The 22,747-nt window shown below is 56.3% G+C and carries 23 protein-coding genes; 8 read left to right on the top strand and 15 right to left on the bottom strand.

Annotated features, from left to right (window positions below):
- Positions 1–6 precede the first annotated feature (6 nt).
- The 9 genes from secA to flaG all read right to left on the bottom strand — a co-directional run bounded on the left by secA (position 7) and on the right by flaG (position 8,433).
- Positions 7–2,514: a preprotein translocase subunit SecA gene (gene secA / locus QWT68_RS08275; RefSeq protein WP_040287072.1), complete on the bottom strand. Its 2,508-nt coding sequence runs from the start codon at positions 2,512–2,514 to the stop codon at positions 7–9.
- Positions 2,508–2,882, bottom strand: a complete 375-nt coding sequence (locus QWT68_RS08280) for a hypothetical protein (RefSeq protein ID WP_290147815.1) — start codon at positions 2,880–2,882, stop codon at positions 2,508–2,510. The genes secA and QWT68_RS08280 overlap by 7 nt, the downstream gene beginning before the upstream one ends.
- Positions 2,883–2,929: 47 nt before the next feature.
- The gene (hpf, locus tag QWT68_RS08285) at positions 2,930–3,490 is read right to left on the bottom strand and encodes a ribosome hibernation-promoting factor, HPF/YfiA family (protein WP_040287073.1); all 561 of its coding nucleotides are present in this window, start codon (positions 3,488–3,490) and stop codon (positions 2,930–2,932) included.
- 123 nt (positions 3,491–3,613) lie between these two features.
- Positions 3,614–3,979 (bottom strand): PilZ domain-containing protein, encoded by a 366-nt coding sequence (locus QWT68_RS08290; protein ID WP_290147816.1) that lies wholly within the window; start codon positions 3,977–3,979, stop codon positions 3,614–3,616.
- Positions 3,980–4,201: 222 nt separating this feature from the next.
- On the bottom strand, positions 4,202–5,674 hold the full coding sequence (locus QWT68_RS08295) for a methyl-accepting chemotaxis protein (RefSeq protein ID WP_290147817.1): 1,473 nt from the start codon (positions 5,672–5,674) through the stop codon (positions 4,202–4,204).
- Positions 5,675–5,803: 129 nt separating this feature from the next.
- Entirely contained in the window at positions 5,804–6,157 is a 354-nt protein-coding gene (gene fliT, locus QWT68_RS08300; RefSeq protein WP_290147818.1) for a flagellar protein FliT, read from the bottom strand.
- On the bottom strand, positions 6,154–6,558 hold the full coding sequence (fliS, locus tag QWT68_RS08305; RefSeq protein ID WP_290147819.1) for a flagellar export chaperone FliS: 405 nt from the start codon (positions 6,556–6,558) through the stop codon (positions 6,154–6,156). Before fliS ends, fliT begins: the two co-directional genes overlap by 4 nt.
- Before the next feature lie 34 nt (positions 6,559–6,592).
- A complete protein-coding gene (locus tag QWT68_RS08310) occupies positions 6,593–8,056 on the bottom strand; it encodes a flagellar hook-associated protein 2 (protein WP_040287077.1) in 1,464 nt (487 codons plus the stop codon).
- Positions 8,057–8,070: 14 nt separating this feature from the next.
- Positions 8,071–8,433, bottom strand: coding sequence for a flagellar protein FlaG (gene flaG, locus QWT68_RS08315; RefSeq protein ID WP_290147820.1), 363 nt, complete (start codon positions 8,431–8,433; stop codon positions 8,071–8,073).
- Positions 8,434–8,586: 153 nt separating this feature from the next.
- Here flaG and QWT68_RS08320 point away from each other — a divergent pair, with 153 nt between their 5' ends.
- Both QWT68_RS08320 and QWT68_RS08325 read left to right on the top strand, forming a co-directional pair.
- Complete coding sequence (locus QWT68_RS08320; RefSeq protein ID WP_290147821.1) at positions 8,587–10,569, top strand: methyl-accepting chemotaxis protein; 1,983 nt, start codon at positions 8,587–8,589, stop codon at positions 10,567–10,569.
- A 145-nt stretch (positions 10,570–10,714) separates the two neighbouring features.
- The gene (locus tag QWT68_RS08325; protein WP_290147823.1) at positions 10,715–12,757 is read left to right on the top strand and encodes a methyl-accepting chemotaxis protein; all 2,043 of its coding nucleotides are present in this window, start codon (positions 10,715–10,717) and stop codon (positions 12,755–12,757) included.
- 78 nt (positions 12,758–12,835) lie between these two features.
- Here QWT68_RS08325 and QWT68_RS08330 read toward each other — a convergent pair whose 3' ends face one another.
- On the bottom strand, positions 12,836–13,540 hold the full coding sequence (locus QWT68_RS08330) for a gamma-glutamyl-gamma-aminobutyrate hydrolase family protein (protein WP_040287079.1): 705 nt from the start codon (positions 13,538–13,540) through the stop codon (positions 12,836–12,838).
- Between the two features lie 270 nt (positions 13,541–13,810).
- Between QWT68_RS08330 and QWT68_RS08335 the strand changes: the two genes are divergently transcribed.
- The 5 genes from QWT68_RS08335 to QWT68_RS08355 all read left to right on the top strand — a co-directional run bounded on the left by QWT68_RS08335 (position 13,811) and on the right by QWT68_RS08355 (position 16,920).
- Positions 13,811–14,257, top strand: a complete 447-nt coding sequence (locus QWT68_RS08335) for a LytTR family DNA-binding domain-containing protein (RefSeq protein ID WP_290147824.1) — start codon at positions 13,811–13,813, stop codon at positions 14,255–14,257.
- 10 nt (positions 14,258–14,267) lie between these two features.
- Complete coding sequence (locus tag QWT68_RS08340) at positions 14,268–14,693, top strand: hypothetical protein (RefSeq protein WP_290147825.1); 426 nt, start codon at positions 14,268–14,270, stop codon at positions 14,691–14,693.
- A 71-nt stretch (positions 14,694–14,764) separates the two neighbouring features.
- On the top strand, positions 14,765–15,007 hold the full coding sequence (locus QWT68_RS08345) for a hypothetical protein (RefSeq protein ID WP_052461814.1): 243 nt from the start codon (positions 14,765–14,767) through the stop codon (positions 15,005–15,007).
- On the top strand, positions 14,985–15,842 hold the full coding sequence (locus QWT68_RS08350) for an ABC transporter permease (RefSeq protein ID WP_290147826.1): 858 nt from the start codon (positions 14,985–14,987) through the stop codon (positions 15,840–15,842). The genes QWT68_RS08345 and QWT68_RS08350 overlap by 23 nt, the downstream gene beginning before the upstream one ends.
- 193 nt (positions 15,843–16,035) lie before the next feature.
- Positions 16,036–16,920, top strand: a complete 885-nt coding sequence (locus QWT68_RS08355; protein WP_290147827.1) for a hypothetical protein — start codon at positions 16,036–16,038, stop codon at positions 16,918–16,920.
- A gap of 51 nt (positions 16,921–16,971) precedes the next feature.
- Here the strand turns inward: QWT68_RS08355 and QWT68_RS08360 are convergent, their stop codons facing one another.
- The 4 genes from QWT68_RS08360 to QWT68_RS08375 all read right to left on the bottom strand — a co-directional run bounded on the left by QWT68_RS08360 (position 16,972) and on the right by QWT68_RS08375 (position 20,844).
- Positions 16,972–17,418, bottom strand: a complete 447-nt coding sequence (locus QWT68_RS08360; RefSeq protein WP_290147829.1) for a GNAT family N-acetyltransferase — start codon at positions 17,416–17,418, stop codon at positions 16,972–16,974.
- Positions 17,419–17,467: 49 nt separating this feature from the next.
- Complete coding sequence (locus QWT68_RS08365) at positions 17,468–18,334, bottom strand: MBL fold metallo-hydrolase (protein WP_290150468.1); 867 nt, start codon at positions 18,332–18,334, stop codon at positions 17,468–17,470.
- On the bottom strand, positions 18,331–19,767 hold the full coding sequence (gene nhaC / locus QWT68_RS08370) for a Na+/H+ antiporter NhaC (RefSeq protein WP_290147830.1): 1,437 nt from the start codon (positions 19,765–19,767) through the stop codon (positions 18,331–18,333). Before nhaC ends, QWT68_RS08365 begins: the two co-directional genes overlap by 4 nt.
- Before the next feature lie 486 nt (positions 19,768–20,253).
- On the bottom strand, positions 20,254–20,844 hold the full coding sequence (locus tag QWT68_RS08375) for a TetR/AcrR family transcriptional regulator (RefSeq protein ID WP_040287086.1): 591 nt from the start codon (positions 20,842–20,844) through the stop codon (positions 20,254–20,256).
- A 116-nt stretch (positions 20,845–20,960) separates the two neighbouring features.
- On the opposite strand from QWT68_RS08375, the gene QWT68_RS08380 reads away from it, so the two are divergent.
- Positions 20,961–21,512 (top strand): hypothetical protein, encoded by a 552-nt coding sequence (locus QWT68_RS08380; protein WP_290147831.1) that lies wholly within the window; start codon positions 20,961–20,963, stop codon positions 21,510–21,512.
- An 89-nt stretch (positions 21,513–21,601) separates the two neighbouring features.
- On the opposite strand, the gene rsgA is transcribed toward QWT68_RS08380, so the two are convergent.
- The gene (gene rsgA, locus QWT68_RS08385) at positions 21,602–22,663 is read right to left on the bottom strand and encodes a ribosome small subunit-dependent GTPase A (protein WP_290150469.1); all 1,062 of its coding nucleotides are present in this window, start codon (positions 22,661–22,663) and stop codon (positions 21,602–21,604) included.
- Positions 22,664–22,747: the final 84 nt, after the last annotated feature.

The raw sequence follows: 22,747 nt of genomic DNA on the forward strand, positions 1-22,747 counted from the left end.
GGCGTGTTACTCTTTGCCGTGGCAGTTCTTATATTTCTTGCCGCTGCCGCATGGGCACGGATCGTTCCGGCCGATGTTGACCCGGCGGCGGACCGGTTTCTTCACTTGCTTTTCGCCGTCTTCCTTCGGATTGACCGCCTGGCCTTTTGCGACTTCCTCGCGCTCCAGGTTGTTGCGGATTTCCGCTTTCATGACGTATTTCGCCGCATCCTGTTCGATGGATGCGACCATCTCTTCGAACATGCTGAACCCTTCGGACTGATACTCGCGGAGCGGGTCGTTCTGGCCGTATGCACGCAGGTGGATTCCGTGACGCAGCTGATCCATCGCATCGATATGGTCCATCCACTTCGTGTCGATCGCGCGGAGAAGGACGACCTTCTCGAACTCACGCATCTTCTCTGCGGACATTTCCTCTTCTTTTTCATCATACCGGGCATGCACTGCCTGTTTGATGAACTCCGTCAATTCCTCGGCGGATTTCCCTTTAAGATCGGATTCCTCCAGGCGGTCTTCCGGAAGCAGGTTCGCACCCAGGTAATCGACGAGTGCCTTGAGGCTCCAGTTATCCTGGTTCTCCTCCGCCGTGTGCACGGCAACAGCATTTTCGATGACACGGTCGATCATCGCCTCCAGGACCGGACGGACGTTCTCAGATTCAAGTACATCATTCCGTTCCTTGTAGATGATTTCCCGCTGCTGGCGAAGCACGTCATCATACTGCAGGAGACGTTTCCGCGAGTCGAAGTTATTCCCCTCGACCCGTTTCTGTGCGGATTCGACGGAGCGTGACACCATCTTCGACTGGATCGGCGTTTCGTCGTCCATGCCGAGTTTGGTCATCATGCCTTTCATCTGCTCGGAACCGAAGCGGCGCATCAATTCGTCCTCGAGTGACAGATAGAACTGTGTGACACCGGCGTCTCCCTGACGGCCGGAACGTCCGCGCAGCTGGTTATCGATCCGGCGTGACTCATGGCGCTCGGTGCCGACGACGGCGAGACCGCCGAGTTCCGCCACACCCTCGCCGAGCTTGATGTCGGTACCGCGGCCTGCCATGTTGGTCGCGATCGTGACCGCTCCCGGCTGGCCGGCCTGCTCGATGATTTCCGCTTCACGCCCGTGGTTCTTTGCGTTGAGGACATTATGCGGCACGCCGTATTTCTTCAGGAAATTCGAAATGATTTCGGACGTCTCGATCGCAACCGTCCCGACCAGCACCGGCTGGCCTTCCTGGTGACGCTCTTTGATATCATCCGCGACCGCTTTGTACTTCCCTTCCATCGATGCGTAGATCAGATCGGCACGGTCATCCCGCGCAATCGGACGGTTCGTCGGGATGGCCACGACGTTCATGTTGTAGATATTGCGGAATTCCTCTTCCTCCGTCTTCGCCGTACCGGTCATGCCCGCGAGCTTGTCGTACATCCGGAAGTAGTTCTGGAATGTGATCGTCGCGAGTGTCATCGATTCGTTCTGGACTTCGAGGCCTTCCTTCGCTTCGATCGCCTGGTGAAGTCCATCACTGTAACGGCGGCCTTTCATGAGACGGCCGGTGAACGAGTCGACGATGATGACTTCGCCTTCCTGCACGACATAGTCTACGTCGATATGCATGCTGACATGCGCTTTCAGCGACTGATTGATCGTATGGTTGAGTGTGACGTGCTGCAGATCGAACAGGTTGTCAATGCCGAACGCTTTCTCCGCCTTCTCAATTCCCGATTCGGTCAGCGTAACCCCTTTGGTCGTTTCCTCGAACGTGTAATCGTCCTCTTTTTTCAGCGTCGCGACGAACTGGTTCGCAAGCCGGTACAGTTCAGCCGACTTCGCAGCCTGTCCCGAGATGATGAGCGGTGTCCGCGCTTCGTCGATCAGGATGGAGTCGACTTCGTCAATGACGGCATAATGGAGCGGCCGCTGGACCTTGTGCTCGCTGTACAGCACCATGTTGTCCCGCAGATAGTCGAAGCCGAGTTCGTTGTTCGTCGTATACGTGACGTCCGCTGCGTAGGCTTCCCGTTTCTCGTCCTTGCCGAGGCTGTTCATGTTCAGGCCGACCGTGAGGCCGAGGAACTCGTACAGCTGCCCCATTTCCTGAGCATCCCGGGAGGCGAGGTATTCGTTGACCGTGACGACGTGCACGCCTTTGCCGTCGAGGGCATTCAAATACACGGCGAGTGTCGACGTCAGCGTCTTCCCTTCCCCGGTTTTCATCTCCGCGATGTTGCCTTCGTGAAGGGCGGCTGCCCCGATGATCTGAACGCGGAACGGATACAGGCCGAGCACACGGCGCGCCGCTTCGCGGACGACCGCGAACGCTTCCGGCTGGATGTCGTCCAGCGTCTCCCCGTTCGCGACACGCTGCTGGAATTCCGCCGTTTTGGCTGTCAGCTCTTCATCGGAGAGCTTTTCCATATCGCCGGCGAGCGCTTCGGTCTGATCTGCAATTTTTTCAAGCCGTTTCAAATCACGTTTATTCGGATCAAACATTTTATTCAATACGCTTAGCATAATTTGGTCACATCCTCATAAAGTTCACCCTTCATTTTAACATTGTGAAACAGAGGGCGCAAATGCCATGCAAGGAACTTTCCGACTTTTGGGAAGGGTGTGCGGTTCGGCGGAGGAATGGAGCGGTAGGCGGGCGGAATGGAGCGGTTCGCCTGTGGTATTGATCGGTCAGCGGTATTGAGCGGCTCACCGATGGAATTGATCGCTTTGCCTGTGGTTTTGATCGCTTCGCTGGTGGAATGGAGCGGTTCGGCAGTGGTATTGAGCGGTTCGCCGTTGTTATTGATCGGTTCGCCTGTGGTATTGAGCGGTTCGCCGGCGTTATTGATCACTTCGCCTGTGGAATTGATAGGTTCGCCAGCAGGCATACGAAAACCACCCGGCGCATGGCCGGGCGGTTGGGGTTTATCAGTTATCAAGTTGCTTCGATCAGGCCGTATTTGCCGTCACGGCGCTTGTAGACGATGTTCGTCGCGTCGGATTCCCCATCCGTGAAGATGAAGAAATCGTGTCCGAGCATGTTCATCTGGAGGATGGCCTCTTCCTGGTCCATCGGCTTCAGGTCGAGCTGCTTCGTACGCACGACATTGAATTCGTTCTCATCTTCGGCATCCTGCTCCTTCGATTCGTTCTCGACGGACTGCTGCATGAATGCCGCAACGCCTTCCCGCTCGCGGAACTTGCGGTTGACGCGTGTTTTATATTTACGGATCTGCCGCTCGAGCTTGTCGACGATCAGATCGACCGCTGCATACAGATCGTTATGCCGTTCTTCTGCACGGAGTGTCAAATTTTTCATGGGAATCGTGATTTCCACTTTCGTCTGCTTGTCATTGTAAACTTTCAGGTTCACATGGGCAGTGGCGTTCGCCCCTTCAGTGAAATAGCGTTCCAGCTTATTCACTTTCTTCTCGACATACTCCCGGATTGCCGGAGTCACCTCGACGTTTTCGCCACGAATGTTGAAGTCTAACATATTAAACTCCTCCTTTGATTTGACCCTGCCTTATACTTCGGCATACCTTCCGCAAAACCCTTCTTTTCCAATGGAAAATAAAAAAGAATTTTGGCGGTTTGTGCGGCCCGGCAATTCAGGCCGTCACGTCCGTTCCGACTGTCGCCGCAGCTTCAGGTCGCTCACAATCCGGGCGGCGGTCAATGCGTCTTCATCGAAATCGATGCCGTACGTCCAGTCGTCGCCGGCCGCTTCCTTCCAGACGATGACGCCGTCTGTCGCAATCGGCTCCTGGTACACGTTGAACCGGAGTCGGATCGCCACTTCTTCGCGGTTGACCGGGATGTCGAACGCTGTCCGCATCCTGGTGCCGCCGGGACTGATGTCGAGCAGGACCGCGTCGCCCGTGCCGGTGCCGGTTTGGCTGCCTTTTTTAAGATACAGGCTGAACTCCGCAGGTACCGGTTCTGAAAATGGGAACCTGAACGCTTCATCGCGTTTGTAATGCATACTAACCACGCTCCATCCGCTTTGCTGGTGACTCCAGTATACCAAAATCCTGCCAGCACGGCTCCCAAAATTCCAACTTCCCCGGCGATAGTTCTGTCCTTATCTATTGCCGGTTGCCCCCGTTCCGAAACATGGAGCGCAGCCGACGCTTATCGTATGCAGGCAGACGGCACGCCATACGAAGGAAACGCCCGCCCGGCAGATGCCGGACAGGCGCTTGGATCAGTCCCGAAGACGGACGGCCTCGTTATAGGTTTCCTGGAGATACGTATCGATCTCGCCCTGCTCGCCCGTCAGATTCGTCAATGTCGCATCCAGTTCTTCGACGGCCGCTGAATTCTCTTCGATCACGGAAGCGAACTCCAGCGTCCGTTCACGCACGACCCCTGTGTCCTCTGTGATCTCCGCCAAGGAACGGCTGAATTTTTCCATCTCACTCTGCAGACCGTCCATCGCCATGTGGAGACCGGTGAACGTCGTGTTGGAGTGATTGGCGCTGACTGACTGTTCTGCAATCTGCTGCTTGCCGGCCGCCAGTTTGGACACGGCCAGTTCGTTGTACGAATTGACTTCGGTCAGGTTGCGGTCGATCTTCGCCAACGTCTCATCCGTGAGTCCGGCCAGTTTCCGGATTTCATCGGCTACGACGGCAAAGCCTTTGCCCTGTTCACCGGCACGCGCCGCCTCGATGGAAGCGTTCAGGGCCAGCAGGTTGGTCTGGTCTGTGATCTCCTTGATGGAAGAGGCGAAGGCATTCGTCTCGGAGATTTTCTCGGTCAGTGTCTCGAATGTACGGTTGACCTCTTCGAAGAATACGGCGAATTCCTCGATCCCTTTCGTCAGTGCAGAGATCCTTGTACTGCCCTCTGCAGCACTGGTGCCGGCACCTGACACGGCCTGCGCCAGCTGTGCCAGCCCTTCCGAGACCGCTGACACCGAGTTGAAATTCCGTTCGGACCGCTCGGCGATATCCCCGATATAATCCGCCTGCTGCTGCCCTGCCGCACTCACTTCATTGACAGCTGTGAGCATTTCCTTCTGGGCAGCGAGTGATGTCTTCGAAGAGGAACTGAGCGTATCCAGGTTCCGGGTGATGGTTTCGACTGCCGCCTGCAGATGCGCAGCCCGCTCTTCTTCCTGCCGGTGGTTCGCTTCACTCTCTGCTGTCGCCTGTTCGATCCGTTTCGAGACCGATGCGTTCTGCCGGACGACGAGCAGCAGCACCATGCCGCTCAGGAAATGCAGGAGGATCAGGTTGGACCCGCTTGACTCCACGACGGCAGGTTCCGTGAACAACGTGTTGTTCATCAATAGCGCAATCAGACTCAGGACATACGCCACTCCCATGATCACCAGCCGGCCATGGATCCCGCCGAGGACAAGCAGGAAGAACACGATGCCGAGCGAACCGAGATTCGCACCGGAAAATAGGATGACGCCCGCCGCCACAGCGAACGTCGCTGCGAGTAGCACATATGGCAGACTGACGGAAAGGATCCGGTTCTTCGTGATCCGGAAAGCAGTGTAATAAAGACAGGCCGCCGCTAGCGGGATCGCGACGGACAGGATGATGTTCAGGTTGGTCTTCAGGAACAGCTGGGCAATGAGCCCCAGGCCGCCGGCAGCGAGGAATCCGAAGAACAGGATATTGTTTTTGCTCTGCCAGTCTTGGTACTTCATTTGTTCGATTGTCATTAGGCCACTTCCTCTAAAGTTATGTAGGGCAATGCTGAATCCAATGGACATAAAACTTTCAGCACCGGCAAATGTACCTAGTAAATATACAAAAAAATCCGGCGAACGTTTCCGATCGCCGGCAGCCGTTCATTGTTTTGTATCATAGAAGGTGCCATCCCGCGCGACTTTGCTGTACGGGTTCACGTAACTGCGCACCCCGTCCTTCTTCGTCTGGGAGGCGGACAGGTCTTTCCGGATGAGCGCCATGCATTGTTCCAGTTTTGCCGCAACGGCAGGCTCCGCAGCCAGCAGGTCCCGGCCAAACGTTTCTTCTTCCGGTGTGAATGGCGGCTGGATGTCCGGCAGCAGCCGATCGCGCGTATCGAGGATGACCTCGATCTCGGCGACAACGGCGTCCCGCTCATCAGCATCCGCTGTCAGGGACAGGGACAGCAGCCGATCCGCCGCTGCCTTCCACTCCGTCAGCGCCGGCCGGATCATATCTCGCTCACGTTGCCGTATTGCTTCTGACGGTTCAGCTGGATCACTTGCTTCCACGTGTCGCGGAATTCCGTGATGATCTCCGAGGCTTCCTCGAACAGTGCAACGTCGTTTTTGATGTTGCCGTCGATCAGCCGGCTGTTCGCAAACTCATACAGCACGAGCATCTCTTTCCCCGCCGGGAAGGCTTTCACGTCAAGGGTGATCATCAATTCCGAAATGATGGCCTGCGCTTTCTGGACTGCCGTGTTCTTCTCTTCGATATTACCGGAGATGACGGCCTGTTTCGCCTGCTGGATGAACTTCAGGCAGCCGTTGTACAGCATGAGCGTCAGCTCCCCGGGCGAAGAAGTGGTGACGGTATTGTTCTGGTACGTTGCGTATGGATTATGCATGACCATTTGAAAGACTCTCCTTTTGTGTTGCGTGGTTCACTTATGCACCGCCGCCAAGCGCGTTCATCAGGTTGGCGGACTGCATATTGGCACGCTGAATCGCGTTTTCCATGGCGGTGAACTGTTTCCAGTAGCGGGTTTCGACCATCTGGAGCTTGTCCTGGAACCGGTCGATCTGTTTGTTCATGTCATCGAGGGTACGGCCGAGAGTGAACGCTTTGTTCGTGTCGCCGACCTTCCCGGCTTTCTTCTGGATGACTTTCTGGACGTTGTCGACTTCGTCCCGCAGCAAGCGGGCAAGTCCTGTCTTGGAAGATGTCCCTGTACTCTCTTTATCGTCCTGGCCGAACAATTTTTGAATGTCTTCAGGGCTTTTCGAGATTGCTTCTTTCAGTTTCTTTTCATCGATGACGAGTTTCCCGTGATCGAGATAGTTGTTGGATGTCTTAATGCCGATTTCACTGAGACTCAGCTTGTCGGTAGGCTCTGGTCCTACTTGAACCGACTTGTTTAAGACGGAACGCATCGATGACAGCAGGTTGGACAGTTCCGGGTTATTGCGCAGTGTTCCGCTTTTTGCCTTCTCTTCCCACAGTTCAATCTCTTTTTCTTTCATATCGGCTTTTTGTTCGGTGGATAAAGGCTGGTAGTTCCGATATTTTGGTTCACGGATTTTTTTGTTCAGATCCTCGATCATTTTGTTATAGTCATCGACGAAGCCTTTGATGTTGTCAAAGACCTTGTCGGTGTCTGTTGTTGCGTTGAAGGTGATGTCTTTTTGGCTTGCGGCTTTTAGAGTGATTTCCATGCCGTCGAGTTCGAAGGTGTTGGAAGACCGGTTTATTTTCATTCCGTTATAGAGAACTTCGGAATCTACTCCAGCTTTAGAAGTTGCGCCTTTTTCAACTGTCAGATTTAACGACTCGGCTAAAGAACCAGAAAGTGCTATCTCACCAAGACCGCTTTCTTTAGAAGACATTCCAATTTTCTTAGAACCTGGATCGTAAAAAGCTCTTACGCCTGTCTTTTCTGTTATGCTCTTCACAATTTCGTTAATATCAGCGCCTTCAGAAAAAGTAAGCTCTACCGTTTTAAGCTTTTCATCAGTCGAAACAGGAAAAGTTACATTTAATGAAGCGCCCCCATTTGGCACTTTATAATCATCTGCAATTTCAGCGCTTTGTAAAGTTGCACTTGTTGCCAAGCGCTCTACTTTAATAGTCCCCGAAAAATTCTCCGTATTTCCCTTCGCCCGAATCGAGACATCATCCGGCGCGGAGACGGTTACATTCTTCGCATTGAAGTTTTTTGAGAGGATCATGTTGTCGAACAATTTCGTGCTGAAGTCCTTCAGGTCACGGTTTGCGGAACGGTAGTCGTTCAGCTGCCATTCGAAGTACTGTTTCTTCTGCGTGATCTTGTCGAGCGGGATCCGCTCCGCTTTCATGAGGTCTTTGATGATCGACTCGGTGTCGATGCCGCTGGCGAGTCCGCCGATTCTCATAGTGCGTCACTCCTTCAGATTTTTCGGTCGATGAGCAGGCCGAGGAATTTCTTCATTTCCGCGTGCATGTCCATCAGTTTCTTGGATGGGATTTCACGTATCACTTCGTCGGTTTTGGAGTCGACGATCGTCACATAGTATTCGTGGAGCTCGTCGTGCATCTTGAAACGGAGCTGTGTGTCCACGCTTTCCAGGAATTTGTTCATGTTGCCTGTCAGGTCTTTCGCTTCTTTCGCTGTCAGCTCGCGATGTTCGTTCGGCTGTTCCTGCGTCTGGCTCCCCATGCCTTCCGTCCGTGCGACTTTCCCCGCCGGACTGAATTCCGCAGTGCCGGCTGTCGGTTTGCCGTCCAGACTGCCCCCTAGTTGACTGACCATCGTTTCCGTCCCCCTCAGTGTCCCATGTATTACCTATTATATCGGCCTGCCGGAAAGGTTGTTAACCGCTTTTTCATATTTCCCGCTCAACATCCCGGGCCGCCTGCCGAAATAAGCGGAGTAAACAATATATATTCAGAAAGGAACTACCACATGACCCGCTCCCTTAAAACTAAAATCATTGCACTGACGCTGATCCTCTTTGCCGTCGGTCTCCTGATCTTGGCTTTCATGATCAACGACCGCGCGAAAAAGCTTACGCTCGAGAGTGTCGTCGATTCCAGCGAAACTCTCGCGGATCAGACATCGTCCACCGTATTCAATTTTATTGATCAATATACGAAAGGTATCAAGGCAACCGCTAATACAGAAACATTCCTTCGGTTCACCGGTCCGGATGGCAAAGACGTGACGGAAGCCGAGCTCCAGGCAGCGCTCAAAACTGCTGCCGGCGTTTATGATGATGCGGTGTCCATCTATTACTCGCTACCTTCGAAATATTCTCTTTCGTATCCAGAAGCGGACTGGTCGGATTTCGATCCAACGACCCGCGACTGGTATGCAGATGCTGTAGCGGAACCCGGCACAGTGCAGTGGTCGGCCCCTTATCAGGATGATACAACCGGAAACTACATGATCACCGGTTCCATCGCCACTGAATCGGGCGGCCGTGTGAATGGCGTGCTCGGCTTCGACCTGGAGCTCGGCGCACTCAGCGATCTGCTGACAGAGCTCGACATTCCATACGGCGGCTATCCGGTCATGTATGACGCGGAAGGCAACGCGATCGTCCACCCGACGTTCGCCGGTAAAAACCAGATGGATGAAAGCCATGTTGCCGATATGTACAAAGCTGACAGCGGTGATATCGAATTCACGGACGAAAAAGGACGTAACAAAGTCCGGGCCTATTCCACGGTTCCCGGATTCGGCTGGAAAGTCGGTACGGTCTATGAAAAGAGCCATCTCACCGGCATGGCCGATGAACTGAGGGGCGCTGTCCTCGTCATCGCGCTCATTGTTCTCGTGATCGTGGCGATTGCGCTGTATATCTTCATCACCCGCCTGCTGAAACCGATCGGCCGTTTGCGGTCGCTCATGGACCAGGTGTCCGCAGGCGATCTGACCGTCCAGTCGGATATCCAATCGAAGGACGAAATCGGCCAGCTGAGCGACAACTTCAATGACATGATCGGCAATATGCACGGCATCATCTCGGTCGTCAGCCAGTCCGCCGACAATGTGCGGTCGAATTCGGAATCCTTGAGCGCTGTCGCAGAAGAGACGAACGCTTCCAGCTCCGAAGTCGCCCATGCGGTCAATGAGATCGCGGAAGGCGCCTCCCGATCTGCGGAAGATGCAGAGACCGTCTCGGAACGGTCCGACGAACTCGGCCGGCAGATCAATGGCATTACGGAACGTGCCGTGTCGATGTCCGAAATCGCCGAGCGCACCGGCATCATGAATACGAACGGCCGGACGCAGATGGCGAACCTGTCCCAGACATTCCAGTCGTCAGGCGTCAATCTCAAGTCGATGAACGACGCGATCACCATCCTCTCGGAAAAAGTGAAGGCGATCGGCGGCGTCATGGATACGATCACCGATATCTCCTCACAGACGAACCTGCTGGCGCTGAACGCGAGCATCGAGGCGGCGCGTGCCGGCGAACACGGCAAAGGGTTCGCCGTCGTCGCAGAAGAAGTCCGCAAACTCGCGGAACAGTCTGCCAGCGCAACGGAAGACGTCCGCCACACCGTCCAGCAGCTGCAGGACGAATCACGGCTCGTGACCGAGCAGATGAACGAAACGATCTCAACGTTCCGGGACCAGGGTCTCGTCGTCCAGGAGACGGAAACGACGTTCGCTGAGCTGTCCGCTCTGATGGAAGACATGCGGTCGTCGATCGATGCGATCTCGGCGGATATCCAGACGGTGTCCAGCCATAAGGATGACGTTGCCGAAACGATCCAGACGATGGCCGCGACGTCCGAGGAGACTGCCGCCGCGTGCGAGGAAGTGAGCGCGTCGACGGAAGAACAGCTCCGCGCTATCCAGTCCGTCACCGATTCCGCGGAGACGCTGACGAAGCTGAGCGAGGAACTGAGCCAGGCGATCGACCGGTTCACCGTATAATGAGCAACTGGCTCCCGCTGTATGCGGGAGCCTTTTCCTGTTCGTTGTCTCAGAAATCCGTCTTCCGGTGAATTGTCGCTAAACATCACGCAATTCAAGCCGACATTAGATAGGTATACATAACTATCTAACATGGAGGATTCACATGGCAAAATCACTAAAGACAAAGATCATCGCGGCAGCCGTTGTCTTGTTCATGCTCGGCATGCTGCTGATGGCGTACATGCTGAATGGCCAGGTGAAGAAGCGGTCGATCGAGAATGTCACCGATGCAGGAGGACCGCTTTCGGACCAGATGGCCGTCTCGTCCGAGAATTTCCTCGACCAGTATGAAATGGGACTGAAACTGCTGTCGAATGCGAAGACGGTCAAGGAATATACGGATGGCAAAGAAGGCGTCAGTGATGACGAGGTGAAAGTCAAACTGCAGGAGTTCATGGATGCGTATCCGAATGCTTCTTCCGTCTATTACGCACTTCCTTCCAAGAAGGTGCTCATTTCGCCGCATGTCGATCTGACCGGCTTCGACCCGACCGGACGCGACTGGTACCAGCGGGCACTGGATGGTCCGGGTAAGGTGTACTGGTCCGCTCCCTACGTCGATGAAGCGACAGGAAACCCGGTCATCACGGCGTCCCGCGCTGTCATGAACGGTATCGACGTTGTCGGTGTGACGGGCGTCGATATCCAGCTCAGCTACTTGAAGGATTCCCTCAATGAGACGAGCATTCCTAATGACGGCTTTCCATTCATGATCGACAACAACGGCGTGGCGATCTCGTATCCGGAGAAAGACGGCGAGGAGATGCGCGACGAGACATTCGTTGATGAGATGTTCATGTACAACGAAGGGAATACGGATTTCAAGAACGCTAAGGGAGATAAATCGATTGTCATCTTCTCGACGATGGAACGTTTCGGCTGGAAAGTCGGCACCATCTACGACGAGAAGAACCTGCTCGGCATGGCGAAGGAACTGCGATTCTCGATCATCGTCATTTCGCTGATCACTCTCGCTGTTGTCGGCACGGCGCTGTACTTCATCATCGCCAAGCTCTTGAAACCGATCGGCCGCCTGCGCGGCAGTATGGATGCGGTGGCGGCAGGAGATCTTACCGTCCGTTCCGATATCCATACGAAGGATGAAATCGGACAGCTGAGCGACAACTTCAATGAGATGATCGCCAGCATGAACAGCATCATCTCTGTCGTCAGCCAGTCCGCTGATAACGTACGGTCCAATTCCGAATCGCTGAGTGCGGTGGCGGAAGAGACGAACGCGTCGAGCTCCGGAGTGGCGCATGCGGTCAATGAAATCGCGGAAGGTGCCTCGAAATCGGCACAGGATGCGGAGACGGTCACCGAGCGCTCCGACGAACTCGGCCGGCAGATCAACGGCGTCACCGAACGTGCTGTGTCGATGACGGATATCGCCGAGCGCACCGGTGCCATGAATGAAAGCGGCCAGGCGCAGATGGCGAACCTGCAGGAGACGTTCCAGTCATCCGCCGGCAACTTGCAGTCGATGAACGAAGCGATTTCAGGACTCGGCCAGAAGGTCAAGGAGATCGGCGGCGTCATGGAAACGATCACCGACATCTCCTCCCAGACGAACCTGCTCGCGCTGAACGCAAGCATCGAAGCGGCGCGTGCCGGCGAGCACGGCAAAGGGTTTGCTGTCGTTGCGGAGGAAGTCCGGAAACTCGCGGAGCAGTCCGCGCGTGCGACGGAAGACGTCCAGACGACCGTCCGCCAGCTGCAGGACGAATCGCGCACCGTAACCGAACAGATGGAAGAGACGATTGCGACGTTCCGCGAGCAAGGATTGGTCGTGAGCGAAACCGAGACGACGTTCGGCGAACTGTCCGCCCTCATGACGGAAATGCAGTCGTCGATCGACGCCATTTCCGATGAAATCCAGCACGTCGGCCGTCATAAGGACGACGTGGCGGAAACGATCCAGCTCATGGCGGCGACGTCTCAGGAAACCGCAGCCGCCTGCGAGGAAGTGAGCGCCTCCACCGAGGAACAGCTGCGCGCCATCCAGTCGGTCACCGAAGCGGCTGAGACGCTGACGGAGCTGAGCGAACAGCTGAGCCAGGCGATCGACCGGTTCAAGGTGTCGGATGAGGAATCCCCTCTTGCTGAGGAGAGTGCAGACGAAGAGGATGTTGACGAGACAATCTGACGGCATCCTGTACGGTAAAGGAAACAGACAAAAAGGAACGGCCCCGATACTAGGGGACCGTTCCTTTTTACTTGGTCTTCATTTGGATGTACATGCTTCGATGAACCCTTCGAACAGCCGCAGTGCGGCGGGGTCATCCCGGTTCGACAGCGCTTCCGGGTGCCACTGGACGCTCATGACATAGCGGTGTTCCGTGCTTTCGAGCGCTTCGATGATGCCGTCCTTCGCAGTCGCTGTCACGATCAGCGGCTCGGGGACGTCATGGACCGCCTGATGATGAAGGGAGTTCACGCGCAGTTCAGATCCTTGCGCGTACTCCGCCAGCCGGCTGCCCTCCTTCACGTCCACCGTATGCGTCGGATAATTCCGGTCCGCCTGCTGCTTATGCTGCAATAGCGGCCCGTCAAGATCCGAATAGATGTGCTGATGAATCGTTCCGCCGAGCGCGACGTTCAGCACTTGCTGGCCGCGGCATATGCCGAGCACAGGCATGTCCTTCCCGATCGCGCAGCGTGCCAGCGCGAGCTCCATATCGTCCCGTTCCGGCGCCGTCTTGCCGAGGTTCGCCTCCGGCTCCTCGCCGTAGACGAGCGGGCCGACGTCCTCCCCGCCTGTCAGCAGCAGCCCGTCGATCCGGCTGCAGATGGCGTCGATATCCTCGAGACCCGCCGGCAGCACGACCGGCAGTCCCCCCGCTTTCAGGATCGCCCGGCTGTAATCCGCCTTAACCCACGTTTCCCCGTTTTCGTCGATGTCTGATGTAATTCCGATGATCGGTTTCATGATGTCAGCACTCCCTTATGTAAAAAGATCCATGAGAAAACCGGCCGGGGTGAAGGCCGGTTTTCAGAGGTGCTGTTCTATTCCCGGTCTGCAGCATTCTTAATCATCCAGGAGGCAAAACCAACGGCGGAAGCGGTACCGGACGCTTATTTGGCCTTCCTCTCCCCTCACCCGTGCAACTCAGCGGCCTGCAGACGCAGCTTACAGTTCCGCCTATTGTACGGCTGCTGTCTGCATGATACGATCTGTTCAAACATTCACACAAATGGAGTGACTCTGATCCGACTGAAAATCCATGAGTCGCCGGAAGCCGGCGGCACGGAAATCACGGTCACGTGCCGGGAAGTCGACGACCGGCTGCAGGACATCATCCGGAAGATCGAGCAGCTGCTCGTGTCGTTCACCGGCCGGAAAGACGGCATCGTGCATACGCTCGAGGCGGAATCCGTCCTGTACATCGAAGCGGTCGACAACACCGTGTTCCTCTACACGGCGGAAGATGTCTACGAGAGCGGCCGGAAGCTGTATGAGTACGAGGAACAGCTCGCGCATACGGCGTTCCTGCGCATCAGCAAGAACCAGATCGTCAACACCGCCAAGACCATGAGTGTGCGCGCGCTTTTGAACGGCCGGTTCGAAGCGAAGCTTGCGAACGGCGAGAAGACGATCGTCAACCGGCATTACGCCAAAGCGTTCCGCAACCACTTTCTAGGATAGGAGGATTCATATGAAACGGACTTTGATCTACATCGGGGCCGCGTGCGCCGCGTTCACGTTCAGTTCCCTGCTCTACTACGTGTTCCGTCTGCTCGGCCTGTTCCCGCCGCTCACCGAATCGATGAGCATCACGCTGTTCCTCGTCTCTGCTATCATCACATGCCTCATCTGGCTGACGCATCAGCTGCCGGTGGAGCACCCGGCCGCCGTCTTCGTCTTGGAGATCCTCTGTGTCGTCGCCGTCCTGACCGCAGGCGGCCTGTTCTTCGAGATGTTCCCTTTCAACATCTGGATCTGGTCGTCTGTCGTGCTGTCCGGCCTGCTCGCCTATCTGTCGGTCTTCGTACTCATCTACCTGACCACGAAGGCGGATGAACGGCGGATCAACGACATCCTGATGCAGAGGCGGACCGCTCGGATTACGCTGTCATCCTGAACAGCGGGCGCATCATCGCAAGCGGCACGCCTGAAACGCTCCGCACCGCCCACTCCGCGGACCGGCTGTTTTTGAGAACGGCCGATTCCGAAGCGCTGCGGGCGGCGCTCTCGCGGGATCAGCTTCCCTACAGCGAGCACCTCGGCCGGTTCGAAATCGAGCTGGACTCGACCTTGCACGCTATCCCGCTCACCGCAAAATACGAGCCGCTGCTGACGTCGTTCGAAGTGAGGAAATCGAGCCTCGAGGACGTGTTCCTGCGGGTGCAGGAACGGAAGGAGGAGGATCTGCATGCTGACACTTGCGAAGCGTAACATGCTGCTCTACTTCCGCGACCGGTCCGCCGTCTTCTTCTCCCTGCTGTCCGTCGCGATCCTGATTGCCGTCTACGTCTTCTTCCTCGGCGACCTGATCGCGGACGGCATGCCGGAATTCCCGGGCAGGAAAGGTCTCCTGCTGACGTGGGTCATCGCGGGGATTTTCGCAGTCACCAGCATCACCACGACACTTGCCGCATTCGGCACATACGTCGAAGACCGGCAGCGACGGACACTCGACGATTTCCTCGTCACGCCGCTGAAACGGTCAGTGCTCACCGGAGGATACTTGCTCAGTTCCCTCGCTATCGGCCTGATCATGACCTTTACAGCACTCGTCGCAGCGGATATCATGCTGCTCGCCGCGGGACAGCCGCTGCTGACTGCGGTCCAGCTTCTCCAGTCGGCCGGCATCATCGCGCTGTCCGTCCTGTCCGCCGGCTCCCTGTTCCTGCTGCTCGTCCGGTTCTTCCGGACTTCGAACGCGTGCGCGGCCGCAAGCACCCTCATCGGGACGACGATCGGGTTCCTCGCCGGCATCTACATCCCGATCGGCAGCCTGCCGGGGTATCTCCAGTCGGTCATCCAGCTCGTCCCCGTCTCCCACGCCGCCCTCCTGTTCCGGCAGGTGCTGATGGCGCCTTATCTGACGGATGCATTTGCAGGCGCACCTGCCGCCAAGTCCGAACAGTTCCATGAAGCGTTGGGCATCACGTTCCATCTGGGAGACACGGCACTAAATCCGCTTTTCAGCGTGCTGTATCTGATCGGGTCAGCGGCTCTGTTCTTCCTGGTTGCAGGCCTCGTCCCGAAACGTCTGAAACGTTCCTGACTCCGCAGCCGGATCCGCCGGCTGCGGAGTCAGGTACAGCCGCTGTCCACCCCATCCTTTTTCAGTACCTTTCAGGCCCTAAGCCCTCTCGCCCTGCAATGGATAGAAAGCCGGAACTTTTCTGCATTCCGGAACCCTTCCCGCCGATAGCCGTATCACAAGCAACCTACTCGGAGAGGAGAGATCTGACACCATGAAAAAGATCGGACTTCTGCTGCTGACGGTATGCATGTTAGCCGCTTGCAGCACGGCGAAAAAGACGGAACCGGCAGCGGACAAGCCGGACACGGATGAGACGGCCAAGGAGCAAGCCGTCCCTGTGACTGCAGAGACGGAAGAAGGAGAAGAGGAAGACAGCGGGACGGCGGACGGGGATGGGACCGACTTAGATCTGGCGAGAGCGCAGACTGTCGAGATCCCTTCGGTTTTCGATGAAGACGGCAAACTGGGTGCAGCGATGACGGAGGAAGAATTCGAGCAGATCGCGAAGACGCAGCGCACCATCCGTTTCGCTCTCGACGACCACCCGATCCGCCGTATCTCAAGTGATGACAACAAGATCACCGACATCACCAACTTCGGGGATGCGCTGATCGACACGGAAAACAGTACAGCCTACCAGCTGCCGGACGAGGAGATTCCCGCCGCTTACCAACTGTTCCTGCAGAACCGAGCCGATGAATTCGCGGGGACGCCGGACTCCGAATACCGGACATGGGAGGAAGCGACCAACCTGGAACGGAGCGTCATCCAGCTCGTGCTGCTGATCGCCCCGCCCCTCAACGACCTCGGGACAGTGATTGAATACGGGAAGCTCGGGCATCCCGTCACCGCCGTCTTCCAGGAGGAGTTCACAAAAGTCGGTTCTCCGATGACACTGTTCCCCGGCCCGCAGACCAGTACCGACATCGAACTCTACGACCTCATGATGCAGATGCAGGGCATGTGGGGCGAGCTGGGTGCTTTCGAGGATCCAGGTGCACACCCTGAGGAATTCGGGGCATTGTATGGGAAAGTGCGCGCGGAGACGAACAATCTCGTCGTGCGGGTGAATTACACGCTGACGGAGAAATATTAGGAAGACATGTGAAAGCGGCTGTCCCGTCGAGCGGGCAGCCGCTTTTCATTTCTATGTTTTCCGGTAGATCCATTCCCCGTCTGCATCATATTCATGGATGAACTCGAATCCGAACGATTCATACAGACGCCGGGCGCCCAAATTTTCCTCGAACACACTCAAGTAGATCGGCTGCCTGCCGTATTCCTGGTCCAGACGCTCTAACAGCAGCCTTGTGAATGAACGACCGAGACCCTCCCCTTGATACTGTGCATCGATCAGCAGACGGTCCATCCAGACGTTGCGCCCGCCGGCACTGTCCCGCAGTGCTCCGTACATCGCAAATCCGACGAGCACTTCGTCCGCATACAGACCAACCGGCCGGAACTCGGGATAATCGGCGGCATCCTGCAGGCAGGCGGCTGGTGTCTCGATGAAGCCCTGCTGGCCCGGATGGACGGTCAACCCGAGGACATCTTCCCGATTGGTCGCATCAACTGGTTGGATAGTCAGTTCCATGGTTATCTGCCCTCTTTCCGATTTACTAGTTGCGAATTGTGAATGACAATCAAATCACCAGCACCATGCCCTCTTCCGCCACCCGGAACCCATTCGCTTCAACGAACTTCCGCGCCTCGCTGTCCGGATCGAGAACCGGATTGCTGTGGTTGAAATGCGTGAAATAGATGTCCGTCTCCCCGGCGATCGCCTGCAGCCGACGGATCGTCTCCGTGATGAACGGATGCGGAATGTCACGCAGGTCCCGGTCGCTCCGCCCGCTGTCCGCGAGATCGCCGGCACTGAAGAACGTCGCATCCAGCAGGCAGATGTCCGCCTCGCGGCAGGCATCGAGCACATCCACTGTCCACTCGTCCCAGCTGTCGATGTCCGGAATGTACAGCACCGACTTGTTCGGCCCTTCGATCCGGAACCCGAACGTCTCCGAGTATTCGTTACGGTGCGGCACATCGAACGGCGTCACCGTAACACCGTCCGCCAGCTGCCCCGGCTTTCCGTCCGTGATCTCCTGAACTGTAATATTGCCAAGATCCGTCAGCTGCCGCCATGGTACGTTTGTCTCGAGCATCTCCTTCATCTTCCGCCCGGCGAAGACCGGGACACCGGCCGTGCTCATCGCCTCTTTGCCGAGATACATCAGGCCGGGATAATGGCCGATGTGCGCATGTGTCAGCCAGATGCTGTCCATGACCTGCCCTTCCAAGCCGAATGTCCGCTGCAGCATGACGAGCTGCTCCTTGAAATCGGGGGACGCGTCGAACAGATGCCACTGCCCCTCCTCCGGCAGGACGACCGCGAGCGACGCCGCCCGCCGTTTCCACGCCGGATTTTCAATCGCACGGGTGCAGTTTCCGCAATAACAATTCGGCTGCGGCACACCCGCGTCCTGCGCCGTGCCGAGCACTTGCAGCCTCACTTCGCCCAAGCCGCCACCTCCTCTTTTTCATCCACTTCTATCACAGCCGGTTCGGCGGTGTACGTTTTCCGCTTGATCGTGAATCCCGTGAAGCCGAAGATCAGGTTGATGAGCGGCACTAGAAATGCGAAGAACGCATACGGGATGAACTGCCCCGGACTGATGCCGAACATGCCGGCCGCAAACACGGCGGGCACACTCCACGGCACGAGGTTGATGCCGACCGTGCCGGCCGATTCCACGCAGCGCGACAAGTTGACGGTATCGATGCCCATCTCCTTATATTTCGGCACAAACGTCCGGGACGGCAGCACAATCGCCAGGAACTGTGCTCCGCTTGCGAACGCCACGACGAATGTCGATAGGATCGTCGCCGCGATCAGGCTGCCCGCGGACTGGACACGCGACATCATCTTGCGCGTCAGCACACCGAACGATCCCGACTCCTCGAGGATGCCGCCGAGTGCCGTCGCAATGATGAGCAGCGCGACCGTGTTCAGCATCGATGTCATCCCGCCGCGATTCAGCAGCGAATCGACCGCCGGCACACCGGTTTCCGCCGTGAATCCGCTCGTCATCGCCTGGATGACAGCGCCGACCGGCATGCCTTGTACAATCACGGCGATCACCGCACCGAGCAGACCAACGCCGGCGAGCGCCGGGATGGCGGGCACTTTCTTGATCATCAGGACCACGGTCAGCACCGGCAGCAACAACAGCAGCGGATGGATTGTGAACTGCTCCGTCAGACCGGTCTGAATCGCACCGATCGACGCGGCGTCAGACGTTCCGGCACCGGCAAACATCCGGCCGACGACCGCATACAGGACGATCGACAGACCGAACGCCGGCAGCGTATCCCAGAGCATGTGACGGATGTGCGAAAACAGGTCGGTCTCCGCCATCGCCGGTGCGATATTCGTCGTATCGGACAGCGGTGACAGCTTATCCCCGAAGAACGCCCCGGAAATGACCGCACCGCCGACAAGCCCCGCCGGGAATCCGAGCCCCTCCCCGATCGCCATGAATGCCAGTCCTACCGTCGCGATCGACGTGAAGGAACTACCGAGCGTGATCGACACGATACCGGTCACGAGTGCCACGATTGGTACAAAAACCGACGGATGGATGAGCGACAGGCCGTAATGGATGATCGTCGGGATGACCCCGCTCGCCATCCACGACCCAACAATCAGCCCGATCAGCAGGAGAATGAACACCGCCGGCAGCGCCCGGCCGACACCCCGCACCATCATCTCCTGCACATCCGCCCACCTAAAACCGGCCACCGCCGCCACGACAGCGGCCGCGAGCACCCCGATCACCAGCGGCAGAAGCATTCCCGCGTCCCATACGAACACCGACATTGATGCCGCTGCGACCAACACAAGTATCGGCAGCGCCGCAAGCCACCCGGACATTTCCTTCTCCATTCTCCCATCTCCCCTGCTGTAATATAAAACGCAAAAAAAGCCCCCATCCCTCTCGAAAGAAAGGGACGGAAGCTCCGCGGTACCACCCAACTTAGCAGGACTCCCCCTGCTCACTCAACCCGGATAACGGCCGGCCGCCGGACACACGTCTGCTCCCTGCCTGTAATTCACCCATGCCTCCCGCTTGGTTCGCACCACCCACCAAGTCTCTGATTCCAAGGATTGCACCGCTACTCCGGACAGTTCGTCACATTTTACACAATGATAGAGGGAGGAGTGGGAATTGTCAATCAGTATATTGGATATTGCGTGTACAATTCTCTTCCACACGGCACTGTTCCATTCTTCTCCTTCATCAAGAAACCGGAAACAGCGCAAGACTGCTCCGGAGAGATCCCCGGCTTCGCATACCAAACGGCCTCACCGGTTTCCGGGCTGCCTGAATTCACGGTGTGCTCAGGCCATACAAAAGAACTCATCCCTCTCCTAGTGCAATACGCAAATCGATTCAATATGATAACGAAGCGTCCGTCTGATCCTGTCGGCGTCGAGACGGTCCGGCTCCAGCAGCGCATGAATCGCAATCCCATCTATCAAGCCGTACAGCCGTTCACTCTCCAGCTCCATATCGATAGTTTCCGGTAAAAGTCCAGTCGCCTCCAAATACGCCAATGCTTTCCGGACACCTGCCAGCACGCCGTCATCCGGTATCGGCAGGTCGTCTTTCCGGTGGTTCACATAGACGGTGAAAGCAAACCATACTTCCATTTCCGCACGCGTCTCCGGGCTATGCGGTACGATTTCATATAATACGGCCAGCACCATTTCTTTAGGCGGAAGTTCCTGTGCCGCAACTTTTTCAATCCGGGCGGTCGCCCGCTCTTGCACGAGCGTCATCGCATAGACAAGCAGATCATCCTGGGTCTTGAAATAATGGCGGAGCGCCCCGAGTGAGAGCCCCGCTTCTTCCGCAATGTTCCGCACTGTCGCTCCTTCCATCCCTTTATCCAGAATGACCCGCCACATCGCCTCTGCAATCAACTGCTTCCGTGCTTCATGATTCACTAATTTCGGCATATACCTAGTGTAGAATACATCCTGTTTTTTAACAACACACTTGTATTGTGAAAGAACAAGTGATACGATTCTCTTAATAAATACAACTGTATCATATAAACAAAGGAGGGATGGTAATGAATTTGATCGCCTGGATGATCGTTGCCTGTGAAATCGGCTTCTGGGTTGCCATTCTTGCCGGGATGACCGCACGGTATGTATTCAACAAGAAACGGCTCGGCCTCTTTTTCCTGGCACTCACGCCGGTCATCGACGCTGCCCTGCTGATTGTCACCGCTTCCGATCTGATCAATGGTGCAGTCGCCACGCAGGCACATGCCATCGCGGCGATTTACCTCGGCGTATCGGTTGCATTCGGCAAAAGCATGATCCACTGGGCAGATGAACGGTTTCTGTATTATGTTAAACGACAAGGATCGAAACCGCAGAGGAAAACAGGCTACGCCCATGCACGCCATTCGATGAAAGGCTCCCTGCAGCATGTCCTCGCCTACTTGATCGGCGGTAGTTTCCTTGCTGGACTAATTTACTATATCGGTGATAACGCGAGAACAGAAGCCCTTCAACAAATGCTGAAATTATGGACCCTCATCCTGGGAATCGATCTCCTGATTTCCGCCTCCTATTTCATCTGGCCGAAGCCGGAAAAAGCGAAGAAGACGGAGTAAAGAACCCCATGTTCTTATACAGCCCCTGCCCATGCAAGACCTTATCATCAAAAAATCGGAAGCGGTCCCTACACCGCTTCCGATTTCCATCATGCGTTCCGTCCCGATTTCGTCTGTGCCTTCCACTTCTTCCGCTCCGCCGCCTGCGCCTGCACGTTTGTCTTCCGTTCCAAAAAGGCGATTTCCCGCTGCAGTTTCAAATAGCTCGCAAAACGGTCTTCCTCAAGCGCCCCATCCGCAAGTGCCTCCTGGATGGCGCAGCCTGGCTCGGCATGGTGCCGGCAGTCGTTGAACTTGCACGATGCAGACAGCGCGTCGATGTCCGCAAAGCTGCCGTCCATGCTCTCCTGATCGTTCCATAATTGAAATTCCCGCATCCCCGGCGTATCGATCAGCACTCCGCCGGCAGGCAGCGGAATCAGTTCACGGTGGGTTGTCGTATGGCGGCCTTTCGCGTCATCTTCCCGGATTGTCTGAACAGTCATCGTGTCCCCGCCACAGATGGCATTGACGAGCGATGACTTGCCGACGCCTGAGGAGCCCAGCAACGCAGCGGTCTTCCCCTCTTTGAGCAGATCGACGACTGCTTCGATCCCTTCGCCCGTCTTACTGCTGACTGTGAGGATGTCTGTACCAAACGCAATTGCCTGCACTTGATCCACATACAACTCAGGTGTGTCGCATAAATCCGCTTTCGTCAGCACGATCACCGGCACGGCACCCGAATCATACGCTGCCACCAGATATCGCTCCAGCCTCCGAATATTGAAATCGTCGTTCATGGACGTCACCAAAAATACGAGATCGACATTCACGGCGATGAGCTGTTCCGTGATACTCGTGCCAGCTGTCTTCCGCGAAAACACGGATGTACGCGGCAAAATCGCGTGAATGATCCCCCGCTCTTCCCCCGGCATCCGCTCAACAGCCACCCAGTCCCCGACCGCCGGGTAATCCTGCCGGTCGTGCGCCCGGTGCAGCAATGCTCCCGAACAGACGGACAGCCATTCGCCTTTTTCCGTCACGACTCGATACATATGCTTATGTTCCAATGTGACACGCCCAGCCACCATGGAATCGGTCAACGTTCCATCGTGCTGCAGTTCGAGCCATTGCTCCTGTTGGTGGTCATTCCATCCGTACTTCATCATTTTCTCCAAATAAATTCCTCCTAGTTATGTGCATACAAAAAAGCATGGGTCCAAGGATCGGACACCATGCTTTCACGCATACAC

The organism is Sporosarcina trichiuri, from assembly GCF_030406775.1.
In the GTDB taxonomy this organism is placed as follows: Bacteria; Bacillota; Bacilli; order Bacillales_A; family Planococcaceae; genus Sporosarcina; species Sporosarcina trichiuri.